The sequence below is a fragment of the Arthrobacter sp. ok362 genome (assembly GCF_900102785.1).
GTDB lineage: Bacteria > Actinomycetota > Actinomycetes > Actinomycetales > Micrococcaceae > Arthrobacter.
Window position 1 is genome coordinate 176,822 of the sequence record NZ_FNGC01000001.1, and the last position, 24,622, is coordinate 201,443.

At 66.4% G+C, this 24,622-nt stretch carries 14 protein-coding genes and 1 tRNA gene; all 15 read left to right on the forward strand.

From position 1 onward, the window contains the following. Positions 1 to 362 precede the first annotated feature (362 nt). The 15 genes from BLQ10_RS00770 (at position 363) to BLQ10_RS00840 (ending at position 24,498) form a co-directional block, all read left to right on the forward strand. Positions 363 to 434, forward strand: a tRNA-Gln gene (locus BLQ10_RS00770). Between the two features lie 42 nt (positions 435 to 476). Beyond that, positions 477 to 1,982, forward strand: coding sequence for a bifunctional UDP-N-acetylglucosamine diphosphorylase/glucosamine-1-phosphate N-acetyltransferase GlmU (gene glmU, locus BLQ10_RS00775; RefSeq protein WP_091557184.1), 1,506 nt, complete (start codon positions 477 to 479; stop codon positions 1,980 to 1,982). A gap of 5 nt (positions 1,983 to 1,987) precedes the next feature. After that, positions 1,988 to 2,968: a ribose-phosphate diphosphokinase gene (locus tag BLQ10_RS00780; RefSeq protein WP_026537748.1), complete on the forward strand. Its 981-nt coding sequence runs from the start codon at positions 1,988 to 1,990 to the stop codon at positions 2,966 to 2,968. 270 nt (positions 2,969 to 3,238) lie between these two features. Further along, the gene (locus tag BLQ10_RS00785) at positions 3,239 to 3,853 is read left to right on the forward strand and encodes a 50S ribosomal protein L25/general stress protein Ctc (RefSeq protein WP_091557187.1); all 615 of its coding nucleotides are present in this window, start codon (positions 3,239 to 3,241) and stop codon (positions 3,851 to 3,853) included. 143 nt (positions 3,854 to 3,996) lie between these two features. Beyond that, a complete protein-coding gene (gene pth / locus BLQ10_RS00790; protein WP_091557188.1) occupies positions 3,997 to 4,584 on the forward strand; it encodes an aminoacyl-tRNA hydrolase in 588 nt (195 codons plus the stop codon). A 224-nt stretch (positions 4,585 to 4,808) separates the two neighbouring features. Continuing rightward, a complete protein-coding gene (locus tag BLQ10_RS00795) occupies positions 4,809 to 7,553 on the forward strand; it encodes a LuxR C-terminal-related transcriptional regulator (protein WP_091557191.1) in 2,745 nt (914 codons plus the stop codon). Continuing rightward, entirely contained in the window at positions 7,531 to 10,263 is a 2,733-nt protein-coding gene (locus BLQ10_RS00800) for a LuxR C-terminal-related transcriptional regulator (RefSeq protein WP_368086483.1), read from the forward strand. The genes BLQ10_RS00795 and BLQ10_RS00800 overlap by 23 nt, the downstream gene beginning before the upstream one ends. A 300-nt stretch (positions 10,264 to 10,563) precedes the next feature. Further along, positions 10,564 to 13,305, forward strand: a complete 2,742-nt coding sequence (locus tag BLQ10_RS00805; protein WP_091557195.1) for a helix-turn-helix transcriptional regulator — start codon at positions 10,564 to 10,566, stop codon at positions 13,303 to 13,305. An 80-nt stretch (positions 13,306 to 13,385) separates the two neighbouring features. Further along, positions 13,386 to 16,040, forward strand: a complete 2,655-nt coding sequence (locus BLQ10_RS00810) for a helix-turn-helix transcriptional regulator (protein ID WP_139164150.1) — start codon at positions 13,386 to 13,388, stop codon at positions 16,038 to 16,040. Positions 16,041 to 17,189: 1,149 nt separating this feature from the next. Next, on the forward strand, positions 17,190 to 18,728 hold the full coding sequence (locus BLQ10_RS00815; protein WP_254785335.1) for a sugar transferase: 1,539 nt from the start codon (positions 17,190 to 17,192) through the stop codon (positions 18,726 to 18,728). 55 nt (positions 18,729 to 18,783) lie between these two features. Next, a complete protein-coding gene (locus BLQ10_RS00820) occupies positions 18,784 to 19,239 on the forward strand; it encodes an FAD synthase family protein (protein ID WP_091557200.1) in 456 nt (151 codons plus the stop codon). 37 nt (positions 19,240 to 19,276) lie between these two features. After that, complete coding sequence (locus tag BLQ10_RS00825) at positions 19,277 to 20,086, forward strand: WecB/TagA/CpsF family glycosyltransferase (RefSeq protein ID WP_091557203.1); 810 nt, start codon at positions 19,277 to 19,279, stop codon at positions 20,084 to 20,086. 119 nt (positions 20,087 to 20,205) lie between these two features. Then, on the forward strand, positions 20,206 to 21,447 hold the full coding sequence (locus BLQ10_RS00830) for an MATE family efflux transporter (protein ID WP_139164151.1): 1,242 nt from the start codon (positions 20,206 to 20,208) through the stop codon (positions 21,445 to 21,447). Then, positions 21,440 to 23,119 (forward strand): chromatin target of PRMT1 protein, encoded by a 1,680-nt coding sequence (locus BLQ10_RS00835; RefSeq protein ID WP_139164152.1) that lies wholly within the window; start codon positions 21,440 to 21,442, stop codon positions 23,117 to 23,119. The genes BLQ10_RS00830 and BLQ10_RS00835 overlap by 8 nt, the downstream gene beginning before the upstream one ends. Beyond that, positions 23,116 to 24,498, forward strand: a complete 1,383-nt coding sequence (locus BLQ10_RS00840) for an O-antigen ligase family protein (RefSeq protein ID WP_139164153.1) — start codon at positions 23,116 to 23,118, stop codon at positions 24,496 to 24,498. The genes BLQ10_RS00835 and BLQ10_RS00840 overlap by 4 nt, the downstream gene beginning before the upstream one ends. Positions 24,499 to 24,622: the final 124 nt, after the last annotated feature.

The following is a 24,622-nucleotide window of genomic DNA, read 5'->3' on the forward strand; positions in this document are numbered from 1 at the left end:
GGGCATGTCCATTGCAGCCATGAAAACCGGCTGGACATGTCCCACTGCGCAGGCCAACACTGGGCATATTGGTGTTATGTCCATTCCTCGGACCAGCACTGAGCATGTCCCTTGCAGGGCTGGATGGCCGCTGGACATGTCCCTCGGCGCGGGCCAGGGATGGGCATGTTGGGTTATGTCCATTTCTTGTGGCCAACACCGGGCATGTCCCTCGGCAGCCAGCGAGCCCACGAGCCCCTACCAGCCTGCCGCCCTGCCGTCCGGCCGCACCGGCCCGCGGCCCCTCTCGCGGCGCTGAGTCGCACGAGCATCAACCTTCGTGGCAGAATTGGTTCTCGTGCCACAGGTCAAGCCCGGCACGGTCCGCTCTGGTGTAATGGCAGCACCCCGGCCTTTGGAGCCGTGGAGTATAGGTTCGAGTCCTATGGGCGGAACTGGCGAGACACACTGCGCAACCAAGCAAGGAGAGCCAATACGTGAACCCCGAGAACACTGGCCCAGCCGCCGTGATTGTCCTAGCTGCAGGGGCCGGTACCCGGATGAAGTCCCGTACCCCAAAAATTCTCCATGAGATCGGCGGCCGCTCCCTGGTCGGCCACGCGCTCCAGGCGGCCCGCAGTATCCACCCCCGCGAGCTGGCCCTCGTGGTCCGGCATGAACGCGACCTCGTGGCCGCCCACGTCACCGCCCTCGATCCGCAAGCCCTGATCGTTGACCAGGATGATGTGCCCGGCACCGGCCGCGCGGTCGAAGCCGCACTGGAAGCCCTCGACGCCGAAGGTCCGCTGAGCGGAACAGTCGTTGTCACCTATGGCGACGTCCCCCTGCTCACCGGCGGGCTCCTCGCCGAGCTCGTCGCCACTCACGAGGCCGAGGGCAACGCCGTCACTGTCCTCACCGCCGTGCTCGGCGACGCTGCCGGCTACGGCCGCATCCTCCGGGCAGACGACGGAACTGTCACGGGAATCCGCGAGCACAAGGACGCCACCAGCACCGAACGCGAAATCCGTGAGGTCAACTCCGGCATCTACGCTTTCGACGCCGCCGTGCTGCGCGACGCGCTGGTCCACGTCACCACGGACAACGCCCAGGGCGAAAAGTACCTCACGGATGTCCTCGCCCTGGCCCGCGCCGCGGGCGGGCGCGTCGCGGCCGTCATCACCGAAGACCGCTGGCAGGTGGAGGGCGCCAACGATCGCGTCCAGCTCTCGGCGCTCGGAGCCGAACATAACCGCCGCATCGTCGAAGCATGGATGCGCGCCGGCGTGACCGTCGTGGATCCCGCCACCACGTGGATCGACGCCACGGTGACGCTCGACGAGGACGTCCGCCTCCTGCCCAACACGCAGCTGTACGGTGCCACCACGGTGGCGCGCGACGCCGTCGTCGGTCCTGACACCACGCTGACCGACGTCACGGTGGGGGCGGGCGCGAAGGTGATCCGCACCCACGGCTCCGGCTCCACGATCGGTCCGCGCGCCAGCGTGGGCCCCTTCACCTACCTGCGCCCCGGCACCGTTCTGGGCGAGACCGGCAAGATCGGCGCGTTCTACGAAACCAAGAACGTCACGATCGGCCGCGGCTCCAAGCTGTCCCACCTCGGCTACGCCGGGGACGCGGAAATCGGCGAGGACACCAACATCGGCTGCGGCAACATCACGGCCAACTACGACGGCGAAAAGAAGCACCGCACGGTGATCGGATCGGGTGTGCGCACCGGTTCCAATACGGTGTTCGTCGCTCCCGTCCGCGTGGGCGACGGCGCCTACAGCGGTGCCGGCGCGATCATCCGCCAGGACGTCCCTGCCGGCGCCCTCGCCGTCTCCCTGGCCAAGCAGCGGAACTCCGATGGCTGGGTAGCGACCAACCGCCCCGGTTCCGTCTCCGCCGCCCTGGCCGAGTCCGCCCTGGCCGAGTCCACCAGCGGCGCGGGCCTCGCCCCAACATCCTCCACTACTCCGGCACCGACAGAAGAGGGCTAGCAATCATGAGCGAAATTACGGCACACGGCGAGAAGAAGCTGGTGCTGGCCGCGGGGCGTGCGCACCCTGAACTGGCCAAGGAGATCGCCAAGGAGCTGGGCACCGAACTGCTGCCCCTGGACGCCTACGACTTCGCCAACGGCGAGATCTACGTGCGGGCCGGCGAGAGCGTCCGAGGCACAGACGCCTTCGTGATCCAGGCCCACCCGGCCCCGTTGAACAACTGGCTCATGGAACAGCTGATCATGATCGATTCGCTCAAGCGGGCCTCCGCCAAGCGCATCACCGTCGTGTCCCCGTTCTACCCCTACGCCCGCCAGGACAAGAAGGGCCGCGGGCGCGAGCCGATCTCGGCACGCCTCGTCGCCGATCTGTACAAGACCGCCGGCGCCGACCGCATCATGAGCGTGGATCTGCACACTTCCCAGATCCAGGGTTTCTTCGACGGCCCCGTGGACCACCTCATGGCCATCCCGCTCCTGGCTGACTACATCCGCACCCGGGTCGGCTCGGACAAGGTCACGGTCGTCTCGCCGGACACCGGCCGCGTCCGCGTCGCCGAGCAGTGGGCCGAGCGCCTCGGCGGCGCGCCGCTGGCCTTCGTGCACAAGAGCCGGGACCTCACCGTGCCCAACCAGGCCGTCTCCAAGACGGTCGTCGGCCAGATCGAAGGCCGCACCTGCGTCCTGATCGACGACATGATCGATACCGGCGGAACCATCTCCGGCGCCGTCCAGGTGCTCAAGAACGCCGGCGCCAAGGATGTCATCATCGCTGCGACCCACGCGGTGTTCTCCGATCCGGCAGCCCGCCGGCTGTCCGAGTCCGGCGCCCGCGAGGTAGTGGTCACCAACACCCTGCCGATCACCCCGGACAAGCGCTTCCCGCAGCTAACCGTGCTCTCCATCGCACCGCTGATCGCCCGCGCCATCCGTGAAGTGTTCGACGACGGCTCCGTCACCAGCCTGTTCGACGGCCAGGCCTGAGCCCTGCCTCAGCCGGTCGGTGGCCGGCCCGGTTTTAGAAACCGGGCCCGCCGCTGGTAACCTTGTACCGAAACCTTGGCGAGGGAGAGCACCGGTAGGCCGTATTGATGGAAATTAATCGGCAAACCGGACTGCTGGTCTCCGTTATCGACTGGGTCTGAATCTCCTTCTGAAGGTCAGCTGCACGGCAGCCCGGCGTTGAAGGTCGCAAACAGACCTCCGCCCTTGCTGAACACCGTTTACACAGCTTGAATCCACTAGGAGATATCCATGTCTGAGCAGAAGCTCGCAGCAGAAGTACGCACCGAATTCGGCAAGGGCTTCGCCCGCCGCGCCCGCATGGCCAACCTGATCCCGGCTGTCATCTACGGCCACGGCGCCGAGCCGATCCACATCACCCTGCCGGCCAAGGCCACCACCCTGGCAGTACGCACCGCCAACGCCCTGCTGACCCTGGACATCAACGGCGAGCAGCACCTGGCCCTCGTCAAAGACATCCAGCGCAACCCGATCAAGCAGATCATCGAGCACCTCGACCTGCTGACCGTCCGCACCGGCGAGAAGGTCACCGTTGACGTCCCCGTTCACCTGACCGGCGAACTGGCTCCGGGCAACGTCCACAACCTCGAAATGACTGTCGTTTCCGTCGAGGCCGAGGCGACCCACCTGCCGACCGCCATCGAGGTCAGCATCGAAGGCCGCGGCGCCGGCGAGCACATCCACGCTTCCGATCTCGTCCTGCCGAAGGGCTCCACCCTGCTGGCCGACCCCGAAGCACTCGTTGTCAACATCTCCGAGGCCATCGAAATCCCCGAAGAGGGCGAAGAAGTCGCAGAGGCTGCCCCGGCAGCCGAAGCGGCAACCGAAGAAGCAGCAGCCGAGTAATTCCGGCGGTTTCAGCGGTGGCCGGGTCCCTCAGGGGCCCGGCCGCCGTCGTCTCCGGTGCTGTGCGCCCGGAGCCGGCTTCCCTGCCTGACACGTCCCGCCTGACCGTCCCACCCTGCCGCGTCCCACCGAAGGACTGATCCATGACCGACACCTGGCTGATCGTAGGCCTTGGCAACCCCGGACCCGAGTACAGCCACAACCGGCACAATGTCGGCCAAATGGTCCTGGACGAACTCGGCTCGCGCGTCGGCGGCGGCTTCAAGTCGCACAAGTCGCGCGCCCAGGTCCTGGAAGGGCGTCTGGGCATCGGCGGGCCCCGGATTGTGCTGGCCAAGCCGCTGTCCTACATGAACGTCTCCGGTGGCCCCGTCTCGGCCCTGGCCCAGTTCTACGGCATCGATCCCGCGCACGTCATTGCCGTCCACGACGAGATCGACATCCCCTTCGACACCGTACGGCTCAAGATCGGCGGTGGCGAAGGCGGCCACAACGGACTCAGGGACATCTCCAAGGCCCTGGCCACCAAGGACTACCTGCGCGTGCGGGTGGGCGTCGGGCGTCCGCCCGGCCGTATGGAGACTGCGGACTTCGTCCTGCGCGATTTTTCCGCCCCGGAGAAGAAGGAACTGCCTTTCCTCATCGACTCAGCGGCCGACGCCGTCGAAGTCCTGGTCCGGGACGGTCTGCTCGCCGCCCAACAGAAGTTCCACCCGGCCAAGGCCACCTAAACGCGACACGAACTTAACGCAACCAAAAAGCGCCCCCAACGTTGCCGTCCCGGCTCCGCGGCAGGCGCCGGGCGGTTTAGTTGCATGCGCATTACGTGTTTCCTTTCCAAGCTTTCTGCATTCCAGCTATGATCTGTCTACTCTCACGTCGGGGGATAGGGATACGCTACTTCTAAGTGGGCAGTCTGGGGTTGCTGTCTGCAAAGCGGTACGAAGGAAACTACATGTCGAGGGATTCGCTGGGCTGGGGAAATGTTTCCACTACATTGGCACCCGCCGAAGAAGAACATGCTGCCGGTCCGGTCGCGAGGCACGGCTGGTCCGGTTTGGCGCGGCACGGTGATGCCGAGCGTGTCCGGAAGGAACTGCTGGCGCAGGACCGGATGGGCGTTGTCATCACGGGTGACCGCGGTGTAGGCAAGACGCTTGTAGGCCGGACTGCCCTCGCGGGATTTGGCCCCGAGGTGTACACCATCCAGCTCCGCAGCACGGGGCCGGGTTCGGCAACCCCGTACGGTTGCCTCGCCTTCACCCTCGCGCGGCTCCCGCAGAGTTCCCTGGGCTCGCCGACCGCCATCCTGCACGGTATTACCTCGCTGATCCGCGACGACGCCGCCGGCCGCCAGTGCGTGATCCTGCTCGACAACGCCGGGTCCCTCGACGAACTCAGTACCGGGGTCCTGCTGAACCTCCTGCAGACCCGGACCGCCCGGCTGATCGCAACGGCCCAGCGCACAACTGACCTTCCGCCGGACTTTTACTGGCTCATCACCTCGGGCCAGCTTGCCGAGGTCCGGCTCGCCAACCTGACCGAACTCGAAACGCTGGAGGTTCTGCAGTCAGCCTTGGGCCATCGGGTCTCGACCGCCCTGGCAAGCCAGCTGCACCAGTTGGTCGGCGGCAGCCCCACGCTCCTGCAGGCTGTCGTCTCTGAGCAAATCGAACGCGGAAACCTCGTCTTGTCCGGATCTGTGTGGACACTCGTCGATGAGGTGGTGCTGGATGGCCGGACGGCGCTGGAGGATATTGTCCGGGCCAGGTATGCCAGGGAAACGCCCGAGGCCCGGGAGGTCATCGACGTCCTCTCATGCGCCCGGACGCTGCCCCTGTCCCGGCTCGCCAGGATGTACAGCCCCGGTGTTATCGCGGACATGGAAGAAGCCGGCCAGATCGTCGTTGAACGCACGGACCGGCACCTCGTCACGCTGGGCGACCGCTACCTCGGCGACATTGTCCGCAACTGGCTTAGCGTGGAGCGCCGGCTGGAACTCCGGGACAAGGTCCCCGGGCACCAGGAACATGAGTTGGACGAGCTGACAATCGAGGACCTGCTGGCCTACGCGGCGTGGACCCACGACTGCAACGCCCAGCTGGCGCCCGCCCACGCTGTGGCCGCTGCCAGCGCCGCCGTCAAGCTCTTCGACCCGAAGTTTGCGCTCAAATGCGCCGGCAGCCTGACTCCCTCGGACCCTGAGTGGGCCGAGGGACAGCTCCAGAAATCGGCAGCGTACCTCCAACTCGGCCTGCCGCTGCAGGCCATGTCCGCGCTGGACGATGTCTCCGAACGGCATGTCAACGACCTCGCGGCCGAGAAGTTCGCTGAATTCATTGCGGCGAAAGCTGACTGCATGACTTGGCTGGAGGACCGCTCCGACCAGGTCCCAGAGCTGCTCCGGCAGGCCAGGGTCCGGCTCCAGGACCTGAGCCTGGACGAGCCCCCCGCTGCCCCGGCGGCACTTTCCCGGGCGGGGCTGTGCCTGGATCTCTGCGAGTTCAGCTACTTCTCCTTCATCGGGGATTTCGAGCCGATCATCGCGCGGCTCACCACCGCGGCCACCACAAGCGTCCCCGGCGCGGACCCCGTGCACCGGCTCAGGTCGGCCATCATCCTGATGGAGGCCTGGTCCCTGACCGGTCATGAACTCGATGCCCGCAAACTCATGCGGGAGATTGGCGGACAGTTGGGCGAGTGGTCCAACGTGCCGCGCATCCGTGAAAACTTCGCCTGGCGCTCCTTCAATGTGCTGCTCGTCTCCGGCCTGTGGCGTCAGGCCATCGACATGCTCAAGGACGCCAGCGGCCGGGCAGGGCACGGGCTGCATTCCGGCAGCGCCGCAACCGACCTCGCCGTCGGGCTCGCCTACGTTTATGCCGGCCGCGGCTACATGGCACTGGACCCGCTGCTGGCCGCGATCGCCCAGCTGGAGGTCCGGGCCAGCCTGCAGTCCCTGCGCCAGGCCTACGCCGCCACCGCTTTTGCTTACGCGCAGACCGGCAACTCGGTCCAGGCCACCATCTACCTGGACCGGGCCCGTTCGGCTGACGGCCCGGCCCGCTTCACTGTCGGCACTTCCACGGAGTTCTGCCTGGACATGGCCTCGCGGTGGCTCGGTGACCCCGAGGCCAAAGACCGGCTGATACGGTCGGCGGAGGCACATTTCCGGAAGGGCCGCCACACCCTTGCCGGCATCTGCATGCTCGGAGCCACCGTCAACGGAACCGTCAAGGATTTTCATTTCATGGAGGAAATCGCCGGGCTGCGGCAGGGGCCGCTTGCCGAGCTCTCCCGAACGGTCGCCGTCGGCAGCCGGAAGAAGGACGCGACGATCATGCTCGAAGCCGCCGAGCAGGCCGCGGCCCTCGAACTGGACGCTGTCCAGGCCAGGTGCGCGGCACTCGCGTTCGACTTCGCGAAGGGCGCCGGACTGACCGCCAGCGCCAACGCCGCGTACAGCATGCTCGAGAGCCTCTCGGAATCCGTTCCGGCGCTGCCCGTCATGCCCCGCAATAAGGGCCCGCTGCTGACGGAACGGGAGCGGCAAATCGCCACCCTTGCCGGGAACGGGGTCTCCAACAAGGACATCGCCCTGGAAGTGGGCATTTCCGTCCGAACTGTGGAGGGCCACCTGTACCAGGTGTTCACGAAGCTCGGCGTTTCTTCGCGAAGTGATCTGCTTGGACTCATCTAGGGAGCCGGCGGGGAGCCCCGGCACGGCGCCGACCCGCGCCTTGACCGGGAGGTCCGAAGATTTGTTGTCGGCAGTCGAGGCCCTTCAAGGCGGCAGCCATGTGGCCGTTTTCGTCCTCGGCGACAGCGGGATGGGCAAATCCAGGCTCATCGAAGCCGTTGTGGCGGAGCTGGGCGCCGAGGTGACGCCGGTGCCGATCCACGGCAGCGCGTCCCTGACCAAGGTGCCGTACGGTGTCCTCGGCCCCTTCATCGTCGGACTGCCGGTCCAGGAAGCAACGTCGCAGCTGGCCGTGTTGAGGACGCTGTGGGCGCACCTGGAGGAGCAGAAGCGCGCTACCCAGAAGCCTCTGCTGCTCGTCGTCGACGACGCGCACGACCTCGACGAGGCGACGGCCGGGATCCTGGCGGAACTGGCTGCGGCCGGCTGGGCGAAACTGCTCGTGGGCGCGGCCGCCCGGCCCGGACTGCCGGAACCGCTCCTGCAGCTGTGGTTTGAAGGCATCGCCGAACGGCACGACCTGCGCCCGCTCACCCTCCCGCAGACCACAGAGATGCTGGAGGGCGAGCTCGGCTCGCAAGTGCTGCCGAACGTCGCCGAGATCCTCTGGGAGGCCTCCGGCGGCAATCCGATGCTCCTCAACGGGCTCCTCGACGACGCCAAGAACGACGGGACGCTCCTCCGGCGCAACGGTGTCTGGTTGTTTACCCGACACCTCAACAGCCACGGCGAACGGCTGACCGACGTCGTGCGCCGTCAGCTGCTGCTGCGCTCACCGGAAGAACGGCAGGCGCTGAATCTGGTGGCGCTGGCCGAACCCGTGTCCAGGGACCTGATCGAGTCTGTGACCGGCGAAGAGGCCGTGGGATCGCTGATCGACAGCGAACTGATCCGCGTGACGGACCGCGGAACCGGAGAACTGCGGCTGTGGCATACCGTGTACGGCGACACCTTGCGGAACCTGATCTCGCCGGCGAGGAGCCTGCAACTTCGGCAGAGCCTGCTGCGCAAGATGGACAGCGAGCCGACGTCGGCCGAAGGACTGCTGCGCCACGTGAGCTGGTCGATCGAATGCGGTGCGGAGGTCGAGGACCGGCAGCTCCTTCGGGCCGCCGTGCTGGCCAGCCGGCTCTACGAGGATGAGCTCGCCCGGAAGGCTGCCGCCCTTGTCAAGGATCCGGAACTGCAGATGGCGGCCCGTGCCGTGATGGCGCGGACCCGCTACAACGCCTCCGACTACCTTGCGGCGCGGGACATCCTCGACGCCGATTTCGGCAAGGGCGACAGCATCCCCGGCCTCTTGGCCGGATCGCTCCTGTGGGCCGCCGTGATGACAGCGTTGGGCCACACGCCGGCAGAGATCATGAAACGGGCACAGGTGCTCCAATCTGCCGCCGAACGCCTCGCCACGGCCCGGCCGGACGACGCCGAAGCCATTCAACGTGCCACGAAGGAGCGCCTGGACACCATGGAAGCCATGGTCCTGGCGCTGTCAGGCGAGTACGCGGCGGCTCCTGCCTCGGCGGACGCCCCGGCTGCGGAAAAGGCGGGCGCCGCTACCCGACCGGCGGCGAACACCCTCGAAAAGGCATTCCGGCTCTGCCTCGACGCGGACCGGCTCCTCGCCGGCGGCAAGGGACTGAGCGCCCTCGCCGTGATGTCCCGCGCAATCGAGGCCGCCGGAGCCGACCACGATGAGCTGTACTTCCTCACCGACTTCCTGGTGGTCCGCTCCGCCGCCGCCGCAATCCACTCCGGGGACTGGCCGGGGGCGGAAACGCTCCTGACCAGCTTTGTCGCCGGATCCGGGCCCAGCCTGATTTCCTTCGGCGGGGGAGTCCACGCGGCCCACGGCATCATCCTGCTCTACCAAGGCAAGGCCGCCCAGGCCCTGAACACCCTGAGTGCAGCACTCGAAGCCCTGCGGTTGACCGACCCCCAGCAGCTGTTCGCCCTCACGGCTGCCATGGCCTTCGCGGCGGCCGCCGACGTCGGTGCCCAGACGAAGGCGGAGCTTCTCCTCGCCGACTTCGCGGCCGCCCCCGCGGCTTTGCCGCGGTACATGCGCTCGCTGGCCGCGATGGCCGTGGTCTACGGAAAAGCCCGGCTCGGGAACTATCCCGGCGCCATCGCGGAACTGAAGCGGCTCGGACGCCCCGACCCGGACATGGACACTCCCGGCCTCGAACTCGACGCGCTGGCCTTTTGCCTGGCCCTGGGGGACACGGACTCGGCGCCGAGGCTGCTCGAACTCCGGGCCGGGCTTGAGGGCCCACGGCCCGCCGCGATCTGCGCTTACGCCGCAGCCATCAGCACGGACAACCCCGCAGACCACCTTGAGGCCGCGAAAACCTGTGAAGCTGCCGAACTGTGGGCCTTTGCCGCCCTTGCCTACGATGCCGCGGCGCACGCCTACCGGGCCGCGGGCGATACCCTGAGGGAGCGCATGGCGAACTCCCAGCGGAAGCGGTGCCTGGACCGGGCCGACGACCTCCCTGGCGAGGACGCGGCCAAGACCGATGACTCGCTCGGCATACTGACCCGCCGCGAGCGCGACATTGTGGCGCTGGCCGTACGCGGCCTCACCGACCGGCAAATTGCCGCCGAGCTCCAGGTGTCCGTGCGCACGGTTGAAGGCCATCTCTACCGCAGCTACGCCAAGCTCAACGTCAAGGGCCGTGAACAGCTTCCCGGTATCGGCGGACGCTAGCGGAGAAGCAGCCGGTCCTGCGTACAAGCAGCTTGCCGGGCGGCCCGCGTAGGGCGGCCAGCCGGGCCTGCGGTAGGCCGATTTCCCGGTTTCCGGGACGCTACGGTCAGGACACGTGAAACCGGGATACCGACTACTTGCTTTAGGCCTTGCGGCGGTGCGGGTCCAACTGAGTACAGGTACGTAGAGCGGGCCGAATACTCGCTACGTAATCGAGTACTACTTACGCATACCGAAAATACCCGCAGTCCCTACCGTTGAGGTATCACCGCTCACACTTTGATAGCGAAGGTCTCTCATATGTTCCAGCAAGACGCCGGCTTGCCTGCGGGCAGCGGCCAGACAGAAGCCATTTTTCCCGCGCCAAGAAACGGATATGCACGGAACAAAGACAAGCCCTTCGCCCGCCAGCAGATCGTTGCTGACATTGTTGAAACCCTGACGTCAGGTTCGGGCTGCGGCATAGTCCTCGTGGGCGACCATGGGGCCGGCAAGTCCTTTATCGCCCAGCGCGCCCTTGAGCAGCTCGGCGACGATTTTCTGGTTGTCCAGGTCAGGGGCAGCTCCATCTCCTCCAAGCTTCCGTACGGGGCCCTGAGCGTCCTCCTCAACGACCTCGACGCCTCCCACCTTGAGCACCCCCTGATGGTGCTGCGAGGACTGACGCAGCTGCTCCACAACAAATCGGACGGGCGGCGAATCGTCCTCTTCGTAGACAACGCCCATGACCTCGACGAGCTCTCGAGCATGATGGTGGCCCAGCTGAGCGCAGGGGCCCATGTCACCCTGCTGGCGGCGTGCGTGGACATGCCCCACGTCGGCGGCGACATCATGGGCCTGTGGAAGGATGACCTGCTCCGGCGGGTAGACCTTGGACCGTTCGACTTCGCCGAGACGGCAGCAACGCTGCATCACGAATACGGCGGCCGTTTCTCCCTGACCGCAGCCCGGGCGCTGTGGAGCGCGAGCGGGGGCAATGCCCTGTTCCTCCATTCGCTCGCCCGGGAACAGATCAAGCTGGGCACAGTGGTCCGCCAGGACGGCGTATGGTTCCTGGGCAACGGCCCCATTGCCCTGACCGGCGAGATCCGGGACGTCGTGAAGGCACGCCTGAACCGGCTTGGCACCGGCCAGCGCGACGTCTTTGAACTACTGGCACTTGCAGGCTCGGTGCCGCTGCAGACCCTCATGCTGATCGCCAACCCGCAGGACATGGACGCGCTCCAGGAGCGGGCCCTGATCCGGGTCACCCACGACCATCCGCCGATGGTCGGCGTCGCCAACCCCGTGACGGCCGGAATTGTCGCCAGCGTAGTCCCGCCCGGCCGCAGCGCCGAACTCCGCCGCCGGCTCACGGCCGTGCTCCAAGAGCCAGACGCCCTGGACGCCGGCAGCGCGACCGGCGTCGCCTGGGCGCTGGACTGTGGAGAGCAGGTGCGCCCGGAGGTGGCCCTGGCCGCGGCCCACACCGCGAACGGCGCGTCCGACCCCGCGGCGGCCCTGCGGTTCATCCAGGAGGCGGAAGGAAACGAACGCCCCGCCCTGACGGCCATCGAATCGGTGAATGCCCACATTTTGGCGAATAACGCGGAGTCCGCGCGTCGGGTTCTGGAAGCCTTGGATGACGCCGCCTGCCGGGAGCTTCCAGTGTCCGAGTGGACGGCCTTGCAGCTCCTGCGGGCAGAGCTGGAAAAGCGCAGCCCGGCCCCGGGAGCCGATCCCAAGGCCCGGCTGCGCGAGCTCGCGCAGCGGCTGGCGGCAGAACCGGAGCAGAACAGCCGCGCGATGGGAGCGGCCCGCGAGCAGCTGCGCCTGGCTGAGGCCGAGCTCGCCGCATTCCAGGGACGCTACGACGATGTCCTGGCCGCGACCGAGCATGTGGACACAACGGACTTGGGCAGCGAACTGCGCATCGTGACTGCCAGCGTGCGCTGCGAGGCCCTGGCCGTCACCGGCAACGTCGTGTTGGCGCTGGCCCTGGGAAAGCAGGTCTTGGCGGCTACAGCCAACGTGCACCTCACGGACCGGGCGGTCCGTGAGGTCAGGGGCAGGTTCCTGCTCCTGCTGCTGCTCTCGGCAAAGTTCCGGGAGGCGTCCGCCTATCTTGACGAGACCTACGGGGGCGTCGAGCCCCAGACCCGGCTCGGCGGGATGTTCGAGATTGTGCAGGGCGTCGTTGACCTGCACGCCGGACACCTGGACGACGCCCTGTCCCGGCTGCAGGCCGGCAGGTGGCAGCTCCGGGCCCAGGACCCCGATGCTTTGACCGGCCTGGCCACGGCAGTGTGTGCCTATGCCGCCGCGCTCCAGGGCGAGGAGGAGGCGGCAGGCCTGCTGCTGGACGACCTGGACCAGCCGCGACCCCCCGCGGCCTGGCTGGCGGAACGGCTCACACGCTATTTCGAACTCTCGGCCCAGGCCGAGCTCGGCCAGCGGGCAGCATCCATCCGCGCACTGGCAGCCGAGGCGGAGAAAGACACGGATTCCTCGGCCGTGGCCCCGGCGCTCCTGTTCCAGTCCGCCGCCACCAGGTTGGGAGACCGCCAGATGGGCCACAAGCTCGGCAGCCTCGGCGGCCGGGTGACCGGGCAATTCGCGGCCCTGTGCTCGCGGCTGGCCGAGGGCATGCGGGAGGCCGACAGCGAAGTCTTGCTGGAGGCGTCCAAGGACGCCGACGCATCCGGCAACGCCGTCTTCGCCCGGGATGCGGCCCGGAAGGCCGTCAGCTGCGCGAACGACGCCGGCAACCGGATCGCACTGCGGATCGCCCAGCGGACGCAGCAGTCGCTCGATGACAAGTTCGGCAGCTCCAAGAACGGTCTGCACTCGCTCACAACCTCGACCCTGACGGCGAGGGAATGTGAAGTGGCTGTCCGGGCCGCTGCCGGCACGGCGAACCGCAAGATCGCGGAACAGATGCATGTATCGGTCCGCACTGTGGAGGGGCACCTCTATCAGGTGTATTCGAAGCTGCATGTCGCCAGCCGTTCGGAACTCAAAGATGTCATCTCAACTCCGGCAGACAGCGCCCGGATCGGCTGACCCCGGCAGAATCCGGGCGGCTCCCCGGTCAGCTTTCCGGGGAAGGCAGAGGGCAGCAGGAAGAACCGGCAATGGAAAGCATGGCTGAGACCGCCCCGTTGATCGAGCGGTCAACAGTGCTCAAGGATCTGGTGCGTTGCCTGCGCGACGACACTCGCTCAGGTGCGATCGTCGTCGGCGGGGCAGGGACCGGCAAGACCGCCGTCGTCAAGGCCGCCCTCCGCGAACTCGGGACCCGCAAACACCTGATTCGGCTGACGGCCACCCCGGCCCTGGCGGCCGTTCCCTTTGGTGCCCTGGCGCCGTACCTGTCTCGGCTTCCCGACCGGGAACTGGACTCCTATGCCGCCGTCGTGCAGGCAATGGCGGCAAGCCTGAAAGCCGAGGCGGACCGCCCTCTGTTCGTCGTCGACGACGCGCATTGCCTCGACCCCGGGACCGTCGGGCAACTCGCGCAGGCCGCGGCCACCGGCGCTGCCAGTATCCTGGCGACCTGCAGGCCCGGGCCGATGATCCCGGAAGAATTCCTGTCGCTGTGGGACGACGGAATTATTGCGAAGCTCGATCTTGCCCCGCTCAGCCGGACCGGAACACACCAGCTGTGCGAGCAGGTCCTGCGGGCCGACGTCTCACCGTGGGTCAGCGCGCTGTTTCACGACGCTGCGGACGGGAACCCGCTGATGCTGATGTCCTTGATCCAGCATGCCCGTAGCACCGGCGCCCTGGGGTGCAGGCACGGAGTATGGTTCCTGTTGGCCAACCCCGACATGGCCCGGGTTCCTGCCGCCGACGTCGTTGACCGGCAGCTGCGCTCCATGACGCCGGAGGAAAAGACCGCAGCCACGATCGTTGCCCTGGCTGGGCCGCTTTCCCTGGCCCAGATCCTGCGGATCAGCGGTCCCAAAGCCGTCGATGCGCTGGACACGGCGGGAATAATCGCTGTCTCGGCCGGGCACCATCGGCTCGTCCGGCCTGCGAGCCCGATGGTCGGCGAGATTATCCGCCTCCGGGTCCCGGCCGGGCGCAGCTCGGCCCTGCGTTCGAGCGTGCTGTCGCTGCCCTCAGAGCGTGCCCCGGTCCCGGGAGCGGCCCTGAACCGGCTGCGCTGGTCCCTGGACTGCGGCGTGGAGATCCCGCCCGCGCAGCTGCTCCAGGCCGCCGTCGAAGCGAACACGGCCTTGGATCCTGTGACAGCTGCCCGGGCCGCCTGCGCCATCCGGGACGCCCGGTTCCTCTCCGAAGCCCGGGTCCAGCTGGCCTATTCCCACTTCATTGCCGGACGCCGGGGGGCGGCTGCGGCGTGCCTGGAGTCGGCGTACCCGGTGCCCGCCGGACGGTCCTCGTATCTGGCGGCCCTGCTCGTGGCCCGGCTCGGTTCCGCCACGCCGGACCGGGATGCCGTGACTTCCACGCACCCTCCGGGACATGCTCCGCAGGAAGAACAGCGGGACGAAGCGTCGGACGGCCCGTGGGATAAGGGGGCCGCTGCCCGGGTAGCCGCGGAATTCCTCAGCCGCACCGGGGACAGCCGGTTCATGGCTGTCGACTCCGGGTTGCGGGAACTGGTCGATACCCCCGGCACTTGTCCCGAAATTCGCGTCCCGGCCCTTTCCTTGCTCGCCGAACTGCTGACCGCGCAGGGTCAGCTGCGGACGGCCCTGCGCCTGGACTTGGAGGCGTGGAACGGCGCCTGCAGCGGGAGCCGCGGGCTTCCCCTGATGTATGAGGACTTGATGGTGGGACACTGCCTGAGCCTGATCCGGGCCGGTGACTGGGACGGGCTCGGCAGGGTCCTCGACGATTACGCGGCCCGGGAGCCGGGACGGCTGCTGTACAGCGGCGGCATGCTCCACCTCATGCGGGGATACTCGAGGCTGCGCCAGGGCCGGATGCGCGAATGCTTGGCCGAAGTGCGGCTGGGCGTAGAGGAACTTACCATCGCCGACCCCTTGAACCTGCTGCCGTTTGCACACGCGGTGGCAGCCTACGCGGCTGCCGCCGTAGGACGGCACTACGAGGCCGGCCAGCATTGTCTGGCCTTCCGGATTTCGGTCTACCGGGAGCCCAGAACCCTTCGCCTGCTGGCAGAGGCGTATTGTCGGGCGGCGGAACCCTTGGGCGGGCCGGATGGGAGCGGCTCAACGGCCTTGGCACGGCTGGCGGACGAAGCACTGAACGAGGGCCTGCGGGGCGTTGAAACCGAAATCAGGCGGCTCGCGTTCCGCAGTGGTGGCGTCTCCGAGGCCGAGGCCGAGGCCCTGGCCCTGTCCAGCAGGGCAGTGGACGGGCCAGAGGCGCGCCTGCTGGAATCCTACGCGCTGGCGGTATCGGCGTCCGACGCTCCCGACCTTATCGGCATTAGCGACGACGCACTCGGCGGCGGCCACGGGCTCCTGGCCCTTGAAGCCGCCCAGCAGGCCGAGAGGATCCTGGCAGATGACCCGGACCGGTGGAGGCTCACCGCGGTCCAGCGCCGGGTCCACCACCGGCTCGTGGAGGCCGGCATGTCGGCGCAGTTGGAGATCGTCCACAGCGATCACGGTGCCCCGCTGACCGGACGCGAAGCCGAGGTCTTGGAACTTGTGTCCCGCGGGGCCACGAACGCCGAGATCGCCTCGGCGCTGTGCGTATCGCAACGGACAGTGGAGGGGCACCTGTCCCGGATCTTCGCCAAACTCGGCGTCGGCCGGCGCGGCGACCTGCTGGGCCAGGGCTCCCTGAAGCCTGAACCCTGAAGCCAGAAATCCCAGGACCCTGCACGCCTGACCGGCGGCAGCGGCAGCGGCTGCGTACAGCCCGGGTGGCCCGGGGGACCGGCGGGAGTATCCCCAAGTAGTGCCATGGCACGTGGGCCTACAGAAATCGGGTAAACGCTACTCGTGTGCAGATCCGCTCCGGGCGATTGACTTAAGCCAGTCCCACGAAAAACTCACAAAGGTCTTAAGCACAAAGGTCTCAACCACAAAGGTCTCAAAACGAGGAATTTCAGGGAGGCAAACGACGGCTGGCATGATCTGCAGGAAAGTTTGGGCCCAAAGACCCTCTTGCCTGCTGAAGCAGCCACTGCCACCATTAGAGGTGGTCGGGCCGTAACCTCCCTACCCCCGAACTCCTTCGTTGGAATCGTACGGTGCCCTAGCCGGCAGCCGTGCGCCAAGGTCGGAGCCGGCGGCGTCAGAGCCTTCTGAGACCGAGGCTCTCCCCCCAGCCGCCGCCGGCTCCCTTAACGGGATTGCTCCCGGGTCCGCGCCCCAATGAGACGCGGACCCGGCGTGAGCGCCGCCGAGGAGCGGCACCGGCGATCACTCAGGGCACGAACCGGCTGTCCCATCGCAACCAGGTTCGGAGCGCAACCTTCTTCATCCGGGGTTACTGGAAATCTAGGCAGCTGGTGTTCGACCCCTGCTTTATGAACGACGCACCCCGGAATCCACAAGCGTCCGCCGCGACGACTTCGCTGTGTGCACGTGGGACTGCCAGTGCCCGACGGCGGCCAGCACCGCCTCAATTTCCTGAGAACACCAAGACCTCCCTCGCGAAGGTCCTGGTGTCGGACGTGTTTTGGACTGACCCGGGCCGCCCTATACACCCCGCGGGCTGCGCACTAAAGGCGTTCAAGGGAAAGCCATTCTCCGGGTACTCCGCCGGAAGCAGCACGTAGCGACTACTCGTGGGCTGCAACTCCAACGGGTAGTGCGCCGCGCCAGCCGCAAGAAAAGGGCCGGGAATTTAGGTGGAACGTACTCGTGTGCCCCCCGCGTCCGGCCCATAGGTTTGCGATAGCAATCAGTCAGTTACCGCAACGGCTACGAATTGGGTCTCAAAATGTGCTATTCTCTGCCTGCCGCCCCGCACGGCGTTGCATCCCGTGCCGGAGTCCGGCCGTGACTGCCGTCCGCGATACGGATGCCGCCCCGACCCTGACCAGGTCAAGTCTCGATTTCCCCGGGGTTGTCGCCCCTCAGCGGCTGCAGCGCCGGGCCCGCGTCATGGGGGAAGGCACTCGCTGGAGCAACAAGTACCGCCGGCTGCTGGTCGCTAGCGACGTCTGCGTCATCGTCTCCGTCGCCCTAATCGCCCAGATGGCCCGGTTCGGGCTCGAGGAGGCTCAGGTCGCGGTCGGATGGTTCGACGTCGGCTACTTCCAAATTTCGGTTCTCATTGCGGCGGCCTGGATGTTTGCCCTGGGCGCCTACCGAACCCGCGACCCCCGAATCGTGGGGATCGGTGTTGACGAGTACAAGCGCGTGGTCAGCGCAACGGTGGCCCTTCTGGGCGTTCTCGCCATCCTTTGTCTCCTGTTCCAGGTCGACATCGCGCGTAGCTACTTTGCCCTGGCCTTCCCTCTGGGAGTGGCCGGCCTCATCGCGTCCCGATGGGTGCTCCGCCGCTGGCTTAGCCGGCAACGCACCAAGGGGCATTACCTTTCACAGGTCCTGGTGCTCGGGAAATCCAAGGACGTGAACTATGTCGTCAACCAGATTGAAAAGAAGTCCGGAGCCGCGTATCACGTTGTCGGAGTATGCCTGACTGGAAATCCTGGGATGAAATGGCTGAACCTCGGCCGGCGGGCGGTTCCGGTCGTGCCGGAAGCCCGCCCCATAGTCCAGGCCGTCCGTGAGTTCGGAGCCGACGCGGTAATCGTGGCCGGCCCCGGCAAGGGCGGGGGTAAGTACATCCAAGAACTTGGCTGGCAGCTGGAGGAATCGGCCACCGAACTGATCCTCACCACCGGACTGACCAACGTCGCGGGCCCGCGGATCCATGCCCGCCCGGTCGAGGGCTTGCCGCTCATGCACGTTGAACTTCCGCAGTACACGGGAGCAAAGCACACCCTGAAACGCCTCTTCGACATCGTTGCCTCTGCCTTGGCTCTGCTTTTCCTGCTTCCGGTCTTCCTGCTGCTGGCCATCATGATCAAGCGCGACAGCCCCGGCAAGGTCTTGTTCGGCCAGGAACGGGTTGGCAAGGGCGGCAAGAAGTTCCTGATGGTCAAGTTCCGCTCCATGGTGGAATCCGCCGAGGAGGACCTGTCCGGGCTGCTGGATCAGAACGAGGGAGCCGGCATGCTCTTCAAGATGCAGCACGACCCCCGGGTGACTGGGGTCGGCCGCTGGATGCGCAAGTACTCCCTGGACGAGCTCCCGCAATTTTGGAACATCCTCAAGGGGGATATGAGCCTGGTCGGTCCCCGACCACCGCTTCAGCGCGAAGTCGACGGCTATAAGAGCCGGGTGCACCGCCGACTCTACATCAAGCCCGGACTCACGGGGATGTGGCAGACGAACGGCCGATCGGAATTGAACTGGCGGGACAGCGTACGCCTGGACCTGTACTACGTGGAGAACTGGTCACTGGCCGGGGACCTGATCATCATCTGGCGCACCGCACTGCAGATGATCAAACCCGTCGGCGCTTATTGAACGCCAGCGCCGGCACAAACTCCCCTTAGACAGCCACTGGAAGTAAGGACATCCAATGAACACTCGCATTGGCTACGCAGCCGGAGCTTTCGACTTATTCCACGTCGGACACCTCAACCTTCTGGCCCAGGCCCGTCAGCGCTGTGACTATCTCATCGCCGGAGTGGTTTCCGATGAGCTGCTCCGGGCAACCAAAGGCCGGGCGCCCGTTGTTCCGCTGGCCGAACGACTCGAAATCGTCAGGAACATCCGGTACGTGGACGAAGCGGTGGCCGAGGTTCATCCGAGCCGCCTCGACACCTGGCGGGACATCCACTTCGACGTCTTCTTCAAGGGTGACGACTGGCGAGGTACGGAGAAGGGCGTCTCGCTCGAACAGCAGCTGTCGAGCGTGGGCGTGGAAGTCGTCTACTTCCCATACACGATGCATACCTCCAGCACGGTTTTGCGCCGCGCGCTGGGGCAGATTCTGGAGTCTGAACAAGGCAGCGCGACAGCGAACTTCGCTTAGCTGCTCAATTACACATTTTCCGAGGGGGAAAATTTACATGGTCTCAACTGCACATTCCGGGCTTGATGGCGGCTCCGGTCTCCCATCATCAGACCCGAGGGTGGACATTCTGGGCATCCGGATAAGCGCGGTCAATATGTCGCAGGCCCTTGACCGCCTGGTTCGCCACATAAGCGGCGGCCACCGGGGCTACGTCTGCGTCACGGACGTCAACGCGTTGCTCCATGCCCGCCGCGACCCGGAACTCCGCCGGATCTTCAACACGTCCACCATGACCGTTCCGGACGGTGTGCCCCTGGTGTGGGCCGGTAAGAGTGCAGGTGCTCACTGGATGGGCCGCGTGTGCGGGCCCGACCTGATGCCGGAGCTCCTGGGCGCCGCGGCCGGGCACGGATGGTCATCGTACTTCTTGGGCGGCGCGCCGCACGTCGCCGAAGAGATGATCGAGAACTTCCGACGGACCATCCCCGGCCTCGAGGTTGCCGGATGCCAATCGCCGCCTTTCCGCGAGCTTACTCCGGAGGAGGAAACGGCTCTGGTCCAGGAGATAAACGCCTCGGGCGCCCAGATCGTATGGGTGGGTCTCGGTGCACCCAAGCAGGAAACCTGGATGGACTACTACCGCGGCCGTCTCACCGCGTCGCTGTTGGTCGGCGTCGGCGGGGCCTTCGACATGCACGCCGGGAGGGTCAGCCGGGCTCCTCGCTGGATGCAGCGGAACGGCCTCGAATGGGCCTACCGGTTCTCCCAGGAACCCCGCCGGTTGTGGAAGCGCTACACCCGGAACGTCCCCGTCTTCGCGCTGGCGTTGTGCCGCCGCGCTCCCAAGCTCGTGGACATTACGTGAAAGTCATGACCGGAGCCCACGCTGCGACCGGCGCGGTGGGTGGGCGTCGCGGCCGGTCGTGGCACGCCGGAGCGGTGAAACGGGTTGGCTGGGGGCTTGGAGATCAGGCGCTTAGCAGCTTGACCAACTTCGCAGTTGGAATCCTCGTGGCCAGATCCGTCAGCGTTCCGGATTTCGGCGCTTATGCGCTGGCCTTCTCGGCTTACTGCTTCATCCTGGGGATCTCCCGGGCCCTCGCAACGGAACCCTTCGCCGTCAGGTTCGTCATTGCCGAGCCGGAGCAACTTCACCGGGCCCGGGCCGCTGTTGCCGGAGTGGCGCTCCTGACTGGCATCGCTTTTCTGGCTCTAGCAATGATGATGAGCCAGATGCTGCCGCAGGAATACCGGTCACTGGCCGTCTGCCTGGGTGCCGTCCTCCCGGGTCTGCTGGTCCAGGACAGCGTCCGCCAGATACTCTTCGCGGCGGGACGGGGGCGGTCGGCCTTCAATAATGATCTGCTTTGGGCGGTGCTGATGGTGCCGGCCTTCGCTGGCGTCTTCCTCTCCGGAAGTGCCAGCTCAGCCACGTTGATACTCGCCTGGGGCGCCGCGGCAACCCTCGCTGCGGTTGTCGGATGTTTCCAGTGCCGGGTAGTGCCGGGAATCGGCCTGATCAAGTCTTGGCTCAACTCCCAGCGCGGACTATGGGCCCCCTTCCTCGTTGAAGGCGCCGCCATCAACGGCGCCCAACAGGTCGTGTTCTTCGCGATTGGGGCCTTCGTCGGGCTGTCGGCAGTGGGGGAGATGAAACTGGCCCTTGTTCTGCTGGGACCGGTCAACGTGTTGGTCCAGGGACTCGGTGTAGTCGCAGTACCGGAGGCCGCGAGGGCCATCGCCGCCGGACGTTCGCGGTTCCTGCGCGTCACATCAGTGTTTTCCCTGGCCGTGGCGTTCGGAGCTCTCCTCTGGGGGCTCACCGTCACGCTCCTCCCGGGATCCTGGGGTGCCGCGCTGGTGGGGCAGGGGTGGTTGACGGCGTCGGCGCTGGTGCTTCCTATGTTCCTCGTTCAGGTTTTCAACGGGGCAAAGACAGGCGCGGCGGTTGGCTTGCGCGGCATGGGGGCCGCAAGTAGGAGCATGTGGACACGGATCTCGACCTCGTCTTTGGTCGTCGTTATCTCGGTCGCGGGGGCGGCCATCGCCGGAGTGCAGGGAGCAGCATGGGGGCTTGTCGTGGCTGCCGCGCTCAGCACAGTTCTCTGGTATCTGCAGTTCAAGAACGTTTATTCGCAATATCCATTCACGACTGACAAACCTGAATTATCCCGCCACCTGGCGGAACGGTCTCAACCCAGAGAGGTGGCGGTCCCCGATGAATGAATCGTGGTCTGTTTGGCACGGAGCTAAGCAGGTAGTCACGGTGTACTGGCCCGTGATCATTTCGCTCATGCTGGTCGGGGGTCTTGTCGGCGTCGGATTCGCAATGCGGAACCCCACCAGATACACGGCGCGGGCAGAGCTGATCACCGGCAACTACTCGCTGCCGGCTGAAATGGCTTCCCAGCCAGCAATTGCCAAGTCGGGCGCCCTTGGCCTCGAGCTTCCCGCTGAGACCCAAGCCCGCATCCTGGCGAGCCCCGTCGTCGTGGACGTAGCTGCCCAGGCCCTGCGCCTCGACGACCGTGAGGCGGCGGCTCTTCGGTCCAGTGTGAAAGCAAGTGCGACGACCGATAATTCCTTGGCCGTCTTTGCGGACGGGGCAACTCCGGCGGAAGCGGCCGAGAACGTCAACGCAGTGGCCGCAGCTTTCCTGCAGTACCGCGCCGACATCGGCCGGGCGGACATGAACCTGCTCGCGGAGCGCGCACACGCGGCCGCGAAGGACAGCCTGGCCTCGGCGGCAGCTCTTGAAGGTCCGCTGGCTAAGGCGCAGGGCAACAACGTGGGCTACGCGGCCGGCATCCTGGCCAAGCGGGAAGAATTCGAGCACGCGGCGAGTACGGCGCAATCCATCGCAGCGGCACTCGATGACGCTGTCAAGAACTTCAACGGCGGCGGTTCCGTGGTCCGGCCGGGCAGCTCCACGGACGTAGATGGGTCACCCTCGATGCTGATGTTCATAGTCTTGGGACTCGCTGTGGGCCTGTTGGGGGGCGTGGCCATTGCCGTCATTCGTCGGCAAGTCAGCGATCGAATCATGGACCGGCGGGACATCATGCGAGCCACCGGCCTCACTGAAATCTTCGAACTAGGCGGCCAAAGGGGCTGCGGCGCCGGTGATTTGCTTCTCCGTTCCGTGCAGAAGTCGAGCGCGGAGCTCGGAATTTCCTCCGAGCAGGTGGCTGTCAGGCCGCTCACGCCCACCAGTCCCGGCGCCGCCGGGCTGCTGGAATTGGCTGCCGGTGGGCATACCAGCCTGGGGTCTGTGGCTGTCGTCGCCCTTCGCAAGGAGACTGGGGCCGACATCGCCCACCAACTTGGCACGAGCCACAGTCTCACACCTCTCAGTGCCCTGTCCGGCCGCGAGCTCGCAAGTGTCAACAGTGAAATCGGTTGTGAGGCGTCAGCGGTTTTCGGCACCACCCCGACGCCGACCGGAACCTACGATCTGCTACTGCTGGCAACCGGACCGCACTTCGAAGTCGGCGGAATTCACAACAGCCTGCCGGCAGGTTTCGCCGGTCCCACGGTCCTGGTTGTGCAACCGCGGAAGGACCGGGTCCAGAACTTGGAGCAGGCCGTGGATGAGCTAAATGCGGCCAATTTGCCAGTCGTGGCAATCCTCATCGCCGGCCAGGCCAGGGGAGGAGGCCGTTTTGGCCGGGCGGACGGCTCGAATGCGCGGAAGGCCAGGGGAAGAGGCCGTTTTGGCCGGGCGGACGGCTCGAATGCGCGGAAGGCCAGGGGAAGAGGCCGTTTTGGCCGGGCGGACGGCTCGAATGCGCGGAAGGCCAGCTCGGAGCGGACCGGCGCCACCCGAGCCCTGCGCTCCGAGACGCAGAACGCTGAGGCGGACCCTAAGTTGCGCACGACGGCGGGGACAAAGTCATGAACGTGCTCCTGGCCGCACCCAGTGCCGGCCAAATCCCCGCGCGAAATCCCCTGGATGCTCCGGTACCTGAACGATGGGCCCGGGCCGGCCGGCTCACTGACGGAACAGCCCTTATCGTGCTCGTCGTCGTCCTGGGCCTGCTGCTGCTGACAGTGCAGCCCTGGGCGCGGACGGACCCGGCCGCCGGGACAGACAGCAGCGGCAGCAGCGTCGTCAAGGGGGCCGTGCTGATGCTTTGCGTCGTTGCACTCCTGATGGTGCTGCCGCCGCGGGCAGCACTGCGAATCCCGCCACCCCTGGCCCTGTTCCTGCTCTACGGCACATACGTGGTGATTTCTTCTGCCTTTCAGCCCGACGCCTTCCAGGCCATGTTCCGCGGCACCCGGCTCGTTCTGGGTCTCGTGGTGCCCGTGTTGCTCTGGTCGGTCGTGCGCGGGCGCTTCCGGCTGATCGTGTACGCCAACGCGGCAGCCTATGCGGGTCTTGCCCTGACCGTTGTCGCCGGAGTTGTCCTGTCGCCGCAATTGGCCTGGCAGGAGGGGAAGCCCTTCCAGTCGGCACGGCTGGTAGGAGCTTACCTGCCAATGATGGCTCCCCGGGTCGGGGAAATAGGCGCCGTGCTGGTGGGCTTGACAGTCCTTTTGTGGGCCCAGCGGAAAATCGGCCTTCTCACGCTGGTTCCCGCAGTCATGGCAGGTACCGCCCTCATCGTCTTCAGCCACACGCGCACGGCGGCGCTGGCCCTGGTACTGGGTCTCCTCGTCGCTTTCGGAATGGCCGCGAGGTCGCCGGCCGGCCGTCGTGGCCTTTCCCTGGTGGCGGGAGCCCTCGCCCTGGCCCTGCCGTTCCTTCCCGGCATCATCGACTGGGTGGTCCGGGGCCAGGACACCGAGCAGCTTCAGAAGCTAAGCGGCCGCACCGCAGCGTGGGACTTCATCCTCAGCCAGCCCTACGATCCGCAGCTGTTCTGGCTTGGTCACGGGCTCGGAGACAAGCGGCTTCTACTTCGCCGGGGGCAGGGCGACATCAACGTGGTGCCGATCGATAACAGCTGGCTTGACAGTTTTTGGGAGACCGGGGCGGTGGGGGCGGCCCTCGTGGCCCTGGCCGTTCTCGCAGCATCGGTCTACGCCCTCAAAACACCCGGGTACGCCGCCAGGACGTTCGCCGGATTCCTCATGACTTACGTCCTGGTCGCATCTGTCAACGAGAGCGGTCTTTGTGACTTCTCCTCGATGACGCTCCTGGTTCTCGTCTCAGTCCTGATAAGTGCAGTGGACAGGGCTGACCAACGGGACCATGCCGCCGAAAATTCGGTCCGGCATGGTCACACCCGCCATCGGTTGCGCCGGTCTTCCACGCAGCCAGGGACAATCTAAGAAAGGTACGAGATGTACACGAGACACATATTGCGCCCTGCCGGAGTGGTGGCAGCTTTGCTGCTGCTGCTGGGAGGACTTGTTTCGCCGGCCTTCGCACGGGAGACAACGCTGTCAGCCACCA

Coding starts and splice junctions, on each gene's coding strand:
- BLQ10_RS00780 (WP_026537748.1), top strand. CDS start 1,988: ATGAGCGAAATTACGGCACACGGCGAGAAGAAGCTGGTGCTGGCCGCG.
- BLQ10_RS00785 (WP_091557187.1), top strand. CDS start 3,239: ATGTCTGAGCAGAAGCTCGCAGCAGAAGTACGCACCGAATTCGGCAAG.
- pth (WP_091557188.1), top strand. CDS start 3,997: ATGACCGACACCTGGCTGATCGTAGGCCTTGGCAACCCCGGACCCGAG.
- BLQ10_RS00795 (WP_091557191.1), top strand. CDS start 4,809: ATGTCGAGGGATTCGCTGGGCTGGGGAAATGTTTCCACTACATTGGCA.
- BLQ10_RS00805 (WP_091557195.1), top strand. CDS start 10,564: ATGTTCCAGCAAGACGCCGGCTTGCCTGCGGGCAGCGGCCAGACAGAA.
- BLQ10_RS00810 (WP_139164150.1), top strand. CDS start 13,386: ATGGCTGAGACCGCCCCGTTGATCGAGCGGTCAACAGTGCTCAAGGAT.
- BLQ10_RS00820 (WP_091557200.1), top strand. CDS start 18,784: ATGAACACTCGCATTGGCTACGCAGCCGGAGCTTTCGACTTATTCCAC.
- BLQ10_RS00825 (WP_091557203.1), top strand. CDS start 19,277: ATGGTCTCAACTGCACATTCCGGGCTTGATGGCGGCTCCGGTCTCCCA.
- BLQ10_RS00835 (WP_139164152.1), top strand. CDS start 21,440: ATGAATGAATCGTGGTCTGTTTGGCACGGAGCTAAGCAGGTAGTCACG.
- BLQ10_RS00840 (WP_139164153.1), top strand. CDS start 23,116: ATGAACGTGCTCCTGGCCGCACCCAGTGCCGGCCAAATCCCCGCGCGA.